We start from the raw sequence: 13,845 nt of genomic DNA, 5'->3' as shown, positions 1-13,845 counted from the left end.
TAACCAATGAGAAATGTCTTTAAGAAACGCCTTATTCTTTTGTTAGCCGGTTTATTGGTAATAGTGGTGATCGCTGGATTGATAACCCGTTACCATCTGGGTCAAAAACAAGCTCACCTTGAACAATTGGAAAAGATAGCTGAAGACGCACAATCGACTTTTGAGCCAGTATTACCGAATAAGAAAGTGTCATTTCCGCAAGATTTTACTGTGCACCCAACCTACGAACAGGAAGTCTGGCGTTTTATCGCAACCGTTAAAGATGAGCAGGGTAACCCTTATTTAGTGCAATGGTTTTTGTTCCGTATTGCCATGTCTGAAATACAAGGTGTGAGTTGGGAATCGCCGCAAATTTACACCTCACAAGCGATTGTGACTACTCCAAACCAGATTTTCCTTGATCAACGTTTTGCTAGAGGTGGCATTGGTTTAGTGGGGATACGACAACGCCCTTATCAACTTTCTATTGATAATTGGTCTATTCGTTCTTTCTCTGAACAACCGATACCGGGTCGAATTTCGGTATTCACTGATCAATTTAAAGTGAATCTCACTACCGAGTTAATTCGTCCTTATGTCCCGTTAGGGCAAAACGGTTACCAAGTGACTCATGACTTAGCTTCTAGAGCATTATATGGCTATACCGCACCTTATATCCGAACATTTGGCGTCATTACGGTGGGAAATAAAAATATTAAGGTTGCAGGGCAAGCCTCCTTCAGCCAGATTTGGGGTACAGATATTCTTGGTAAAGGACAAAGTGGCTACAGCCACATGCTCTTTAGGCTGCAAGATGGACGAGTACTTTCGTTGGTAAAATCACGTCATCAAGACGAAGTTCAGCCGTACAGTTTTGGCAATTTATATACCCCTGATGGACAGCATGTAGCATTAACGAATGAAGATGTTGAAATACGTTCAGTGGGAACAACCACGCTAAGTAACGGTAAAATATTGCCGCTACAATGGGTGATTAACGTACCGAAATACAACATTCATTTGACCGCTCATAGTAATCGTTATGATCAATGGGCCAATCTATCTATCCCTTCGTGGTCTGGCAGAATACAAACAAATGGGAATATTAAAGCTGAAGGCTATTTGCAGTTGGTAGGCTACTGATCATCCGTCGTTCACTTCTATTTGTAACTTTTCTTTAGTGAAAGCTGAATCATATAACTCCTATGACGTGTTGTTCATATTGAGTAAAGGTTCAGCTCTCTTCTTAGGCTATCCAGGACGCAATGCAAAAAGAGTGTATTAACCCCTTTTAATAAGTTTAGCTTATCAAATGAATCAGTCTAAACTTGATCCACCTCTAACTTTGTAACATTGCTAACGCACACTTGCCGCTCAACATAGCGTCACTTTCAATATGCTAAACTAGTAGTAATACACATAATGATACATGTTGAGCGCACAATGCGCCTATTTTGCTGTAATAATAAGCATCATCGATTTTACTTCGGAATTTCCGAGCTTTAAGGTCTGAACAATCGAATTTTATATAGTAGTTGTTCACTATAGACTTTGCCGCACTTAGTTGTGTGAGTCTAATCACAAGTGTAAAGGTTATAATATGAGTCAAATGTTGAAAGATTTTTTTAAGATGGAGTCGGCCGGTGGGGTGATTCTTGTGATCGCTGCTGCATTAGCTATGGTCGTTGCGAATAGCCCTCTTAATGAAGCTTATCAAGGCGCTCTACAGTCTTATGTTTTAGGTATGTCTGTTAGCCACTGGGTTAACGATGGCCTAATGGCGTTGTTCTTCCTACTGATTGGTTTGGAAGTTAAGCGTGAGCTTTTAGAAGGCGCGCTAAAATCTCGTGAAACGGCTATCTTCCCTGCGATTGCAGCGGTTGGTGGTATGGTTGCACCTGCTCTAGTTTATGTTCTGTTCAATATGGGCGACCCTGCGGCTCTTTCTGGATGGGCAATCCCTGCTGCAACAGATATCGCATTTGCTCTGGGTATCATGGCGCTATTGGGTAATCGTGTTCCTGTTAGCCTAAAAGTGTTCCTATTGGCACTGGCAATCATTGATGACTTAGGTGTGGTTGTTATTATCGCGCTGTTCTACAGCAGCGATCTGTCTACTATGGCATTGGCGGTTGGCTTTGCAATGACTGGCTTGCTGTTCTATCTCAACCACAAGAAAGTGACGTCACTGAAATGGTATGCGCTAGTCGGTGCCATCTTATGGTTTGCTGTATTGAAATCTGGTGTACATGCAACGTTAGCTGGTGTGGTGATTGGTTTTGCGATTCCATTGAAAGGTAAGAAAGGCGAACATTCTCCTTTGAAACACCTTGAACATGCACTACACCCTTGGTCAGCGTTCTTCATTTTACCTATCTTTGCTTTTGCAAATGCCGGAGTATCCTTAGAAGGTATTTCATTATCTACACTAGGTTCAACATTACCTATGGGTATTGCATTAGGTTTATTGCTAGGTAAGCCACTGGGTATCTTCACTTTCAGCTGGCTTGCGGTGAAGTCAGGCGTTGCTAAACTGCCGACAGGGATTGATTTCCGTCATATCTTTGCAGTATCGGTGCTGTGTGGTATAGGTTTTACCATGTCGATGTTTATTGCATCACTGGCATTTACTGGTGCAAACGCTGATTTCAACACTCACGCGCGCTTAGGGATCTTGATGGGATCATCTATTGCAGCAATTGTTGGTTACGTCTTGTTGAGCATTTCGCTTCCAAAAAAAACGCTAACGAACACGCAGGTTGAAGCAGAAGCTAAATAATCGAAACTGACATTTTATTGATACGAAGGAGAGCCTATGTGCTCTCCTTTTTTCGTTTTAACTCGTTGATTTTTGGCGTTGTGGTATGACTCAATTGTTTAAAAACAACGAATTCGATTTGTTTAGGTAAAAAAAAGCCCAATCAAAAGGACTGGGCATATACAAACATAGGAGTTAAAAAGAAATAACAGTGGACGTAACCAACATGAATACTGAAATTGTTTACAAGGTAAATTCATCTCACTTGTTGCTTACATAAGTAAGACTGGAAGTTTGAGAAAGAGTTCAATAAAAAACCATTTTTATTTCGAGGATATAGAGATATTTAGTTAACTGACTGATTTTAAATAATTTAATTTTTGATATTTATTTCCCTTTTTCGTTCTAAGATTTCCTTTAGTGATCTGGTCGTACCTGTTTGTATTTTATTGTTGATCTTGTGTTATTTAATTGTTAAATTCAAACGAGTGTTTAATACAGGTGATTGGATATGGGCGCAGGACTGGCGACAAAACAAAAGATTATTGAAGTTGCAGAGTCTTTGTTTGCACAGAAAGGCTTCAAAGATACCTCTCTTCGCGCGATCACTAGCCAAGCCAATGTCAATCTTGCTTCAGTGAATTATCATTTTGGTGATAAGAAAAGCCTCATTCGAGCCGTATTAAATCGATATCTGGAAGAGTTTATGCCGCAGTTAGAGCATGAATTGTTGCGTATAGAACAAAGTAATGATGTGTCTATGTACGATGTTTTTTACACGCTTAAATCCCCGCTAATTAATCTCGATAAAGAGTTTGATAAAGGTGCTAGCCGTTTTTTATTGCTAGTTGGCCGCGGGTATAGCGATGTACAAGGGCATCTTAGATGGTTTATCACCACACGTTATGGGCATGTACTGGATAAATTCAGTGATGCTGTGTGTAAGGCAAACCCACATTTAGATCAGCAAACGTTATTTTGGCGATTGCATTTCACGTTAGGTGCTTGCGTCTTTACGATGGCTTCCAGTGAAGCCTTGTTAGACATTGCCAATAGTGAGTTTGATGTTGATACCGATATTGAAGCCATGGTTGAACAGATAGTGCCGTTTTTGGCCTCTGGGATGAGTGCAAGCGATAGCAATCTTAATACTGTAACCAGTTAACATGCTCGGTTAATGACTAGGATTGGGATTAATAAGTCTTATTAAGAGAAGGGAAAGGATATGACTTCTTACAGAAGAAAATGGGTAAGTGACCCTGCATTTAAAATGTTTAAAAAGGTATTACCACCTTTATCTGACACCGAACGCGAAGCCATGGAAGCGGGCAGTGTCTGGTGGGAAGGGGATTTGTTTTCAGGTGCGCCCGATTGGGAAAAATTGCACGCTTATCCAAAACCAACCCTGACGGCCGAAGAGCAGAGCTTTATTGATAATCAGGTTGAGACCCTGTTGGACATGATTGATGATTATCAAATTGTGCAAAAGGACAGAGACTTACCGAGTGAAGTTTGGGAGTACCTCAAAAAAGAACGTTTCTTCTCTTTGATGATCTCTAAACAATATGGTGGCCGTGAATTTTCTTCTTTAGCCAATTCAACTGTGGTGACTAAAATTGCTTCTCGCAGTATTAGTGCTGCGGTGACTGTGATGGTGCCAAACTCCTTAGGCCCAGGTGAATTACTGTCTCACTATGGTACGCAAGAACAAAAAGATTATTGGTTACCGCGACTTGCTGTAGGTACTGATATTCCATGTTTCGCTCTTACCGGGCCAGAAGCAGGCTCTGATGCGGGAGCGATCCCAGATACAGGTACGGTTTGTTATGGTGAGCATGACGGGCAAAAAGTATTAGGGATAAATCTGAGTTGGAACAAGCGTTATATTACTTTAGCCCCTGTAGCGACCGTATTGGGTTTGGCATTTAAACTCAATGACCCTGAGAACCTATTAGGTAAAGGCACTGAATTAGGTATTACTTGCGCTTTAATCCCTACTTCTCATTCCGGTGTTGAGAATAGTGAGCGTCACGATCCTTTAGGCTTGGCGTTTATGAATGGGCCCACACGTGGCGAGAACGTGTTTATTCCTATGGACTGGTTAATTGGTGGTGCGGACTACGCGGGTAAAGGATGGCGCATGTTGGTCGAGTGTCTTTCTGCTGGTCGCGGAATCTCATTGCCTGCATTAGGCACATCTATTGGGCATTTAACCGCCAAAACCACTGGCGCTTATTCGCTAGTACGTAAACAATTTGGTTTATCGATTGGACGCTTTGAGGGGGTTGCTGAAAGTTTAGGTCGTATTGGTGGCTTAGCTTATCTTCTAGAGGCAAGTCGTACACTGACCACTACTGCGTTAGATAGCGGTGAAAAACCGGGCATAGTGACGGCGATTGCCAAATATCATATGACGGAAATGGGACGTACTATTTTAAATGATTCCATGGATATTCACTCCGGTCGCGCAATACAACAAGGCCCAATGAACTATTTATCGCATCCTTATAGCGGTATTCCAGTCGCGATTACCGTAGAGGGCGCCAATATATTGACTCGAAACTTGATGATTTTTGGTCAAGGTGCAACACGATGTCATCCTTATGTGTTAAGTGAGATGGAACTGGCATCAGACCCTGATGTAGAAAACGCAGCCGCTAAGTTTGATACTTTATTGTTTAAACATATTGGGCATGCGACCAAAAATAGTTTAGGTGCGTTTAGTGCGGCGTTGACAGGGTCGGCGTTTATCTCATCACCGGTAGCCGGAAAAACTAAGTCGTATTACAAAGATATGACTCGTTTGAGTCGCGCGTTAGCAGTGAGTTCAGATTTTGCTATGTTAACCCTAGGCGGTGAGTTAAAGAGAAAAGAATTAATCTCAGCACGTTTGGGTGACTTATTAAGTTATCTGTATCTTGCCTCTGCGGCATTAAAACGTTATCAGGATGAAGGAGAGCAAGAGAAAGATCTGCCATTTTTACGATATGCAGTTGAGCATTGCTTGTATCAGGGGGCAAAATCTTTGCAAGAAGCGTATGACAACTTCCCTGTGCGTTGGGCAAAATACGTGATGAAGGGATTGATATTCCCATTAGGCAATCGTTTTGCACCGCCAAGTGATGATCTCACTTTACAAGTTGCGCGTTTATTAATGGAGCAAGGTGAGCATCGTGAGCGTTTGACCAAACTGTGTTATGTCAGCAATAAAGAAGACGATGCGGTGGGAATTATGGAACGTGCCTTTAGCGCCATGTTGTCTGTTGCGCCGATTGAGAAAAAGATCACTCAAGCAATCAAAGATAAGCGCATTGAGAAAAAACAGCCGCTGCAAGAAAAACTCAGCACAGCTAAGATGTTAGGCATTTTGACTCAAGAAGAAGTGAATAAAGTTCTAGAAGCAGACAAATTGCGTTATCGAGCAATACAAGTGGATCACTTTAGTCATGATTTTGACGAAGTGCGCACACAAAAACCAGCAGGTGTTCGCTCTGTTGATGATGATGCAGCGTAATACAGGCTTGCTTTCAGTAATAACGTAATAATGCTTGTCATCGTAATAGATAAATCCCGTAAACCTTAAGGTTACGGGATTTTTAATGTTTGATATAAAGCGAACAATATCTGATACCAATCACACTAAGTAAGTGATCAGAAATAGCGCAGGAAAAATGCTCAAGAACAAGGCAGGATTTTTTGATAAGTAGTTATTCTACAATCAAAAATTCTAAAGCCGTTATCGAGTATTTTAACAAGCTATAATGACCAGTTATTTAGTACGATTGGTATGAAGTAGGGGGTAAACGATCAGGCTTTAAACAAGTAGAGTTTAAAAGGTCAGCTTCATCTGCATTCCGATAAATTGTCGGTCGTAAGGTGCGCCCGCGTCAAGGGCAAACACCGCAGCGTCTTGATAACCAAACCAAGGATTAGTGACAAACTGTGCTTGAGCGTCACCTCCCCATGCATCGGTGATCCAATAGTGGATTTTCCCAACGGGATTTAAGAAGAACAGCGAAATTCCGCCCATAGTTTCAGAGCCTAAAACTTTGCCGCCACTGGCAAGTATATTCTGCTCACCTTGTAGCATTAATTCACCGACCACCGCACCGAAAACGGGAGTGACGAACAGATCCTGCCAAGAAGGCACTTCGGCAAATGCCTCAACGCCATACTCCCAAAAGAACGTCGACATGGTGAAAGAGTAGGCGAAAGATTCAAACTCATTAAATCCGGCATGCCTTGCCGCCGTATAATAAACGCCGCCAAAGTAAGGATGCATAATGTAATTTAAAAAATGTTCATCGCGATCCCAAACGGGGCCTGCCTTTACATTCTCTACCCATTTATCACCTAACTTAGCCAGATCTCTGTCATCGTCATCCCATTTAGTAATGCTTTCAGGAAGAAAAGTCATTAGACCGACCGTCACCACGCTTAAACCTAAGATGGTATAGGTTTGCTCTGCGAGGTAATCCCAATCTCTTGTATCAGATATGGTATAGTGCATAGGGGTTGAATTAGCCTGAGTATCCAGATCTAATTCATTATTATCCAATGACATAGAATGATATTTTGTATGTTCCTTCATACAATATTGGTATGCATTATTACAACTTGATTCATAAGAGAGTTCGATATGGCGACTGGTGTCATAGTCAGCAAACGCCGCACCACTCAATATGCTTAGTAATGATGTAGCAAACTTTTTAAGTTGCACCCAATGGCTCCATGCAAATAAATTCGATCTGTTTCACAATTATCTCTTATTTTTAGGTTAAATAAAACAATAACTTAACATTAAGTTTCATTTTGATTCATTGCGTCATGTATGGATACACTTGCAATTAACATGCATGTAACTTGTACAGATGTGACGTAGACATAAGCTGAGTGAAAAGAAAGTAGTATGAACACAACTAAAGACCACCAATCACAAGCAATCATTCAACCAACAACGCCGCGTATCGCCATGCTAAGCACGGGAGAGGAAGTGTTGTTTGGTGATATTGTGGATACTAACGCCAGTTGGCTTTCTTCATATTTATTCGACAATGGTTTTCAAATGACCACTCGAACGACAGTGGGAGATTCGTTACAGGCGATCTCAAACGGCTTATCTCAGTTATCCGCAGAGCATGACGTAGTGATTGTTAATGGGGGATTAGGGCCAACCAGTGATGATATGACAGCCGAAGCAGCCGCACTGAGTGCGGGCGTGGATTTAGTCTTGTATGAAGAGTGGGTGGTCAGAATCAAACAGATGTTTGCGCAGTGGCAAAGACCCATGCCAGAGTCCAACATCAAACAGGCGATGTTACCTGCGGGCAGTACGCTTCTAGACAACCCTAGAGGAACCGCTTGCGGATTTAGTTGTGTGATCAACGGTGCTATTTGCTACTTCACTCCCGGCGTGCCACACGAATTTAAATCTATGGTTAAGCAAGAGATTGTTACTGATATGCAGTCTCGATTTAATAGCGTTGAACAAAAACAGATCCACCGCATCCACACCTTTGGTTTATCTGAATCGGGTATTGCCAGTCAAATTGAGCCGCTTGAATGCCCACAAGGGGTGACATTAGGCTATCGTTCGGCGCTGCCTTTTATTGAAGTTAAGGTGTTTTACTCCGATCTCAATCAACAAGTCAGTCAGTTTTTAGCCAATGTAGAGCAAGAGCTACAAGCCAATACTATTTCTATCAATATGGACGTTCGCGACAGAACCATGGCGCTGCTGAAAGAGCAACAGCTTAATCTCAATATTTTTGATCATTCGACCCAAGGGTATCTGCATCAATGGTTAGCGGAGCAGGCAATTTCACAACAGGTAACCGTTAATTCAATCAATGTCGCGCACAAAGCACTAAAACCTGTCGGCGAAGACGAACACTTAATGTTTGAACAAAGATACGGTTTATATTCCCTCGAAAGATCAAACAGTAACGGAATTATTATTTTGGATACGCACAGTGGTGGGGTACAGATTGCTCTTGCCGATCAGCGTAATATATCGTCTCAAATAATTGAATTTAAAAGAGATTACAGTTACAAGGCTAGAAGCATAGTGATTTCTGCTATCGCTATCGATATGCTACGCCGTAACTTAGACAACCAAGAGTTATTTGCTGACTATGGCAGTGTGACCAGAGTCGCGTCCAGTATAAAAAAACTGTGATACTCGTCGCACTGCACTGATTGTTTCAAATTTGGTAACCTGAACATTCAATTGTGATATAGCGTTTTGTTCTAAGGGTTAAGTTACTGATTTTAAACGTGATTATTGTGATTTTTAACTTTAGAATATTCCACTACTTTTTGTAGGTGCAACTAAGTTTATAATGATGGTTCGCTTTTTATAAGCACGGCCATATGCACTGTCAGGGAGGAGAGTTATGCATAATCAATCTAGAATTGAGGTTTGGTATACAGTGGGTATTGATCAGGTGTCGCTCGGAGAAGTCGAGAATATCGATCTGATTACGCTGCTGGCTATGTGGCGAGGTGTCTCTGTTCATAATCGCACTAAAGCCAATGATGAAAGGGTTGAAAATGCGAATTACCAACTTAAGTTGTTTGATGATGATGGTCACCTAATTGGACTTAAAAACGTATGTGAATCGGATGCTGAGCACATCTTAGGTCATCATCACTGGATGATGCGTCAAAGTCGCAATCAGTTTGAGAGCAGCGATTCTTTGTATACTTGGGTACCAGTTTCGGGCTAATCCAATCTTTTAGAAACAAATACGGTTTTCTTAGAACAAAAACAAAAAAACGCCCTTAATCGTGATTAAGGGCGTTTTTTAATGCTGGTAATTTAGCGTAGTGCTATGAGGCTGACAGTATCTCATTATGGATATTGACGTCCTCTAGCTGCACGTCAGACTTTGCTCTGCATATACAAGGTAGTATTTCATCACTTTTTAAATACGCCATAGCAAAGCCGATATACTCGACCTCGCCGGAACTCAACTTACAGCGACAAGCACCGCAGTGCCCATCTCGGCAGTTGAACTCTGGCTTTAAGCCCGATGTTTCCATCGCTTCTAGAAGGGTAGTGTTTCTAGAGTTAACTAATTTAGTGACTTTATTAATCGTAACCTTATGCATTACTCAGCCTGTCGTATCCTTAATTACTAAAGCTCAAAATTCTCAAAGTCGTCGGCTGACACTTCGTTATCAATTTGTCCCACAAGGTAAGAGCTGATTTCAGCTTCTTGCGGTGCAACTTGCACGTTGTCTGACGATAACCATGCGTTGATCCATGGAATAGGGTTGTTGGTTGCATCTGGATAAGCAACGTCTAGGCCAACCGCTTGCATGCGGATATTGGTAATGTACTCAACGTATTGGCAAAGGATGTCTTTGTTAAGACCAATCATAGAGCCGTCTTTAAATAGGTATTCTGCCCATTCTTTTTCTTGCTCTGCTGCGTCTTTAAACAGATCAAAACACTCTTGTCTGCACTCTTCTGCAATTTGCATGAAGCTAAAGTCGTCTTGACCGTTGCGCAGTAAATTCACCATGTGTTGCGTACCTGATAAATGCAGCGCTTCATCACGAGCAATCAGCTTGATGATTTTTGCGTTACCTTCCATCAGTTCACGCTCAGCAAAGGCAAATGAACAGGCAAAGCTTACGTAGAAACGAATCGCTTCTAGGGCGTTTACCGACATTAAGCAAAGGTATAATTTCTTTTTCAGCGTGTGCAGATCAACAACTACGGCTTCACCATTGATTTGGTGTGAACCTTCGCCGTAACGATGGTAATCGTTGGTCGCTTCAATTAAGTCGTCGTAGTAATGCGCAATGTCTTTAGCACGTTTTAAAATATGTTCGTTTTCAACGATATCATCAAAAACCGTTGATGGGTCGTTTACGATATTACGGATAATATGCGTATAAGAGCGCGAGTGAATTGTCTCAGAGAATGACCAAGTTTCAATCCAAGTTTCAACTTCTGGTAGTGAAACCAGCGGTAGTAATGCCACGTTTGGGCTACGACCTTGGATAGAATCGAGTAGGGTTTGGTATTTTAAGTTACTGATGAAAATGTGTTTTTCATGGTCGGGTAACTTGTTGTAGTCGATACGGTCACTAGAAACGTCCACTTCTTCAGGACGCCAGAAAAAGCTCAATTGCTTTTCAATCAGCTTTTCAAAAATCTCAAATTTTTGTTGATCGTAACGCGCTACGTTGACAGGTTGGCCCAAAAACATAGGTTCTTTAAGCTGATCATTTTTGTTTTGAGTAAAGGTACTATAGGACATACTAGCCTCGATTATTCCATAAGTTAAACAGCAAAATAGGGGCGAATGTTCGCCCCTTCAGCTTAAAAATTAAATCTTACAACCGCCGCCTGCGCAGTCATCATCTTGCTCAACAACCACATCTTTTTGGTCGTCTTTCGCACCATCACGCGTGTTGTGATAGTAGAGTGTTTTTACGCCCATTTTGTAGGCATTTAACAGATCACGAAGTAGCAACTTCATTGGCACTTTACCACTGTCGTAATTGTTTGGATCGTAGTTGGTATTGGCTGAAATCGATTGGTCGACAAATTTCTGCATGATGCCAACGAGATTTAGATAACCGTCGTTGCTTGGAATATCCCATAGCAATTCGTAGTTGTCTTTGTACTTGGTAAATTCAGGTACAACTTGCTTCAAGATGCCGTCTTTTGACGCTTTTACCGACACATAACCGCGTGGTGGTTCAATACCGTTGGTCGCGTTCGAGATTTGCGAAGAGGTCTCTGAAGGCATTAACGCCGTCAAGGTTGAGTTGCGTAGACCGTGTTGTTTGATCTCTTGACGTAAAGTTTCCCAATCGTAGTGCAGTGGTTCATCACATACTTGATCCAGTGAGCTCTTATAAGTATCAATAGGCAAAATACCTTTTGAGTACGTAGTCTCATGGAACGATGGGCAAGCGCCTTGCTCTTTAGCCAAATCAACCGAGGCTTTTAGCAAGTGGTACTGAATTGCTTCAAAGGTTCTGTGGGTTAAGGCATTACCTGAACCATCAGAATACTTAGCGCCATTTTTGGCTAAGTAGTAGGCGTAGTTAATTACGCCGACACCTAAAGTGCGTCGGTTCATGGTAGAAATGCGCGCCGCAGGAAGTGGGTAATCTTGATAATCTAGCAGGGCATCCAGTGCGCGAATCACTAGATCAGAAAGCTCGGCAAGATCGTCAAGGCTATCAATAGCGCCTAAGTTAAACGCTGATAGCGTACAAAGGGCAATCTCACCATTTTCATCTTCAACGTTAGTTAAAGGTTTAGTTGGCAGAGCAATCTCTAGACATAAGTTAGATTGACGAACAGGCGCAACCTTAGAATCAAACGGACTGTGCGTATTACAGTGGTCGACGTTTTGAATATAGATACGGCCTGTTGAAGCGCGCTCTTGCATCAAGATGCTAAATAGCTCAACCGCTTTAACTTGTTCTTGCTTAATGCTTGGATCGTTTTCGTATTGGGTATATAGACGCTCAAACTCATCTTGATCTTCAAAGAAGGCATCGTATAGCCCAGGAACATCAGAAGGTGAGAATAGAGTGATATTGCCGCCGCTAATAAGGCGAGAATACATCAGTTTGTTTAGCTGTACGCCGTAGTCCATATGACGAACACGGTTTTCTTCAACGCCACGGTTATTTTTTAATACCAGCAGGTTTTGTACTTCACCGTGCCATAGTGGGTAGAAGACTGTCGCTGCGCCGCCACGTACGCCACCTTGTGAACAACATTTGACTGCGGTTTGGAAGTATTTATAAAACGGGATACAACCCGTATGGAAGGCTTCACCATTACGGATTTCTGAGCCTAGAGCGCGGATGCGTCCAGCATTGATACCAATACCAGCACGTTGTGATACGTAGCGAACAATCGAGCTTGCAGTTGCGTTAATTGAATCTAAGCTGTCGCCACATTCAATCAGTACACAAGAGCTAAATTGACGAGTAGGGGTACGCACGCCAGCCATAATTGGTGTTGGTAGTGAAATTTTAAATAGAGATACCGCATCATAAAAACGACGAATGTAGTCTAAACGGGTCTCTCTTGGGTATTTGGAAAATAGGCATGCGGAGACCAAAATGTATAAAAACTGCGCACTTTCATAAATTTCTTTAGAAACGCGGTTTTGTACAAAGTATTTGCCTTCTAACTGCTTAACGGCAGCGTAAGAAAAGTTAAGGTCACGTCTGTGGTCGATGAATGAGTCCATCACCTCTAACTCTTCACGAGTGTAATCTTCTAATAAATGCTTGTCGTATTTACCCGCATCAACCATTTTAGTGACATGGTCAAATAGCGTTGGTGGCTCATATTGGCCGTAGGCTTTTTTACGTAGGTGGAATACCGATAAACGAGCGGCTAGATATTGATAATCAGGCGTTTCTTCAGAGATAAGATCGGCGGCCGCTTTGATCATGGTTTCATGGATATCTGAAGTCGTTATCCCGTCATAGAACTGAATTTGAGATTTAAGTTCTACTTGAGATACAGAGACATTATCTAAGCCTTCTGCTGCCCAAGTGATCACTCGATGGATCTTTTCTAGATCTATCGTTTCTTTGCGTCCATGACGCTTGGTGACGGTAAGTTTTTGATTCATTCGGTTTGATATCCATAACATCAATGGTGAAAGCCACACTTCTTAACATTGACTGAAATAATTGATGGCTTTGTGATCCATGTCTACCTATCGTGTAAGGTAGAAACACTACATATAGGGGTCTGCCCCTTGGCGACTTACAAGATAGTGCGCTTGGGAGAACTTTTCAAGTTTGAGTTATAAATAGCGCTGTGGATAAACAGTGGATGAAAATTTATGGGTTAGCGTTTACTTACCGATGAGTTTAAAGCGAAATTGGCTTAGCGTTTTTTTGCCATCGTTGTTGGGTTAAAATCGAACACTTCAAAAAAAAATTAACTTGATCTTTATCAAAGAAATGGATCGGTTTTGCGTAGAGAAATAATGCACAAAAGCGACAATAAAACAGCAAAATAGTGCGGTGATTTGCAGTGCACTGGATTTAAATTCGCCGCCAATAAAAATGCCTCGTTGCGGATAAATTATCAGCGTTTACGAGGCATT

At 41.8% G+C, this 13,845-nt stretch carries 10 protein-coding genes; 6 read left to right on the top strand and 4 right to left on the bottom strand.

Features of this window, described 5'->3' with window-relative positions; translation table 11 throughout:
* The first annotated feature begins 6 nt into the window (after positions 1-6).
* The 4 genes from QV280_RS06960 to QV280_RS06945 all read left to right on the top strand — a co-directional run bounded on the left by QV280_RS06960 (position 7) and on the right by QV280_RS06945 (position 6,251).
* Entirely contained in the window at positions 7-1,122 is a 1,116-nt protein-coding gene (locus QV280_RS06960) for a lipocalin-like domain-containing protein (protein ID WP_023403162.1), read from the top strand.
* Positions 1,123-1,579: 457 nt separating this feature from the next.
* Positions 1,580-2,758 carry a Na+/H+ antiporter NhaA gene (gene nhaA, locus QV280_RS06955; protein ID WP_152819842.1) on the top strand — a complete coding sequence of 393 codons (1,179 nt, stop codon included), beginning with the start codon at positions 1,580-1,582 and terminating at the stop codon, positions 2,756-2,758.
* Between the two features lie 490 nt (positions 2,759-3,248).
* Entirely contained in the window at positions 3,249-3,902 is a 654-nt protein-coding gene (locus QV280_RS06950; protein ID WP_152819843.1) for a TetR/AcrR family transcriptional regulator, read from the top strand.
* 60 nt (positions 3,903-3,962) lie between these two features.
* Positions 3,963-6,251 (top strand): acyl-CoA dehydrogenase, encoded by a 2,289-nt coding sequence (locus QV280_RS06945; protein WP_152819844.1) that lies wholly within the window; start codon positions 3,963-3,965, stop codon positions 6,249-6,251.
* 315 nt (positions 6,252-6,566) lie between these two features.
* On the opposite strand, the gene QV280_RS06940 is transcribed toward QV280_RS06945, so the two are convergent.
* Complete coding sequence (locus QV280_RS06940; RefSeq protein ID WP_367869532.1) at positions 6,567-7,457, bottom strand: DUF3943 domain-containing protein; 891 nt, start codon at positions 7,455-7,457, stop codon at positions 6,567-6,569.
* Between the two features lie 189 nt (positions 7,458-7,646).
* Here QV280_RS06940 and QV280_RS06935 point away from each other — a divergent pair, with 189 nt between their 5' ends.
* Together QV280_RS06935 and QV280_RS06930 are read left to right on the top strand one after the other, a co-directional pair.
* Positions 7,647-8,915 (top strand): molybdopterin-binding protein, encoded by a 1,269-nt coding sequence (locus tag QV280_RS06935; protein ID WP_152819845.1) that lies wholly within the window; start codon positions 7,647-7,649, stop codon positions 8,913-8,915.
* A 217-nt stretch (positions 8,916-9,132) separates the two neighbouring features.
* Complete coding sequence (locus tag QV280_RS06930; protein WP_152819846.1) at positions 9,133-9,465, top strand: hypothetical protein; 333 nt, start codon at positions 9,133-9,135, stop codon at positions 9,463-9,465.
* A gap of 103 nt (positions 9,466-9,568) precedes the next feature.
* Here QV280_RS06930 and yfaE read toward each other — a convergent pair whose 3' ends face one another.
* The 3 genes from yfaE to nrdA all read right to left on the bottom strand — a co-directional run bounded on the left by yfaE (position 9,569) and on the right by nrdA (position 13,362).
* Positions 9,569-9,850, bottom strand: coding sequence for a class I ribonucleotide reductase maintenance protein YfaE (yfaE, locus tag QV280_RS06925; RefSeq protein ID WP_152819847.1), 282 nt, complete (start codon positions 9,848-9,850; stop codon positions 9,569-9,571).
* Positions 9,851-9,876: 26 nt separating this feature from the next.
* Positions 9,877-11,010: a class Ia ribonucleoside-diphosphate reductase subunit beta gene (gene nrdB, locus QV280_RS06920; RefSeq protein WP_152819848.1), complete on the bottom strand. Its 1,134-nt coding sequence runs from the start codon at positions 11,008-11,010 to the stop codon at positions 9,877-9,879.
* Positions 11,011-11,079: 69 nt separating this feature from the next.
* Complete coding sequence (gene nrdA / locus QV280_RS06915) at positions 11,080-13,362, bottom strand: class 1a ribonucleoside-diphosphate reductase subunit alpha (RefSeq protein ID WP_152819849.1); 2,283 nt, start codon at positions 13,360-13,362, stop codon at positions 11,080-11,082.
* Positions 13,363-13,845 lie beyond the last annotated feature (483 nt).

This window comes from Vibrio sp. B1Z05, assembly GCF_052955985.1.
This window is presented reverse-complemented; position numbering and strand designations above follow the sequence as displayed.

Coding starts and splice junctions, on each gene's coding strand:
- QV280_RS06960 (WP_023403162.1), top strand. CDS start 7: ATGAGAAATGTCTTTAAGAAACGCCTTATTCTTTTGTTAGCCGGTTTA.
- nhaA (WP_152819842.1), top strand. CDS start 1,580: ATGAGTCAAATGTTGAAAGATTTTTTTAAGATGGAGTCGGCCGGTGGG.
- QV280_RS06950 (WP_152819843.1), top strand. CDS start 3,249: ATGGGCGCAGGACTGGCGACAAAACAAAAGATTATTGAAGTTGCAGAG.
- QV280_RS06945 (WP_152819844.1), top strand. CDS start 3,963: ATGACTTCTTACAGAAGAAAATGGGTAAGTGACCCTGCATTTAAAATG.
- QV280_RS06935 (WP_152819845.1), top strand. CDS start 7,647: ATGAACACAACTAAAGACCACCAATCACAAGCAATCATTCAACCAACA.
- QV280_RS06930 (WP_152819846.1), top strand. CDS start 9,133: ATGCATAATCAATCTAGAATTGAGGTTTGGTATACAGTGGGTATTGAT.
- yfaE (WP_152819847.1), bottom strand. CDS start 9,850: ATGCATAAGGTTACGATTAATAAAGTCACTAAATTAGTTAACTCTAGA.
- nrdB (WP_152819848.1), bottom strand. CDS start 11,010: ATGTCCTATAGTACCTTTACTCAAAACAAAAATGATCAGCTTAAAGAA.
- nrdA (WP_152819849.1), bottom strand. CDS start 13,362: ATGAATCAAAAACTTACCGTCACCAAGCGTCATGGACGCAAAGAAACG.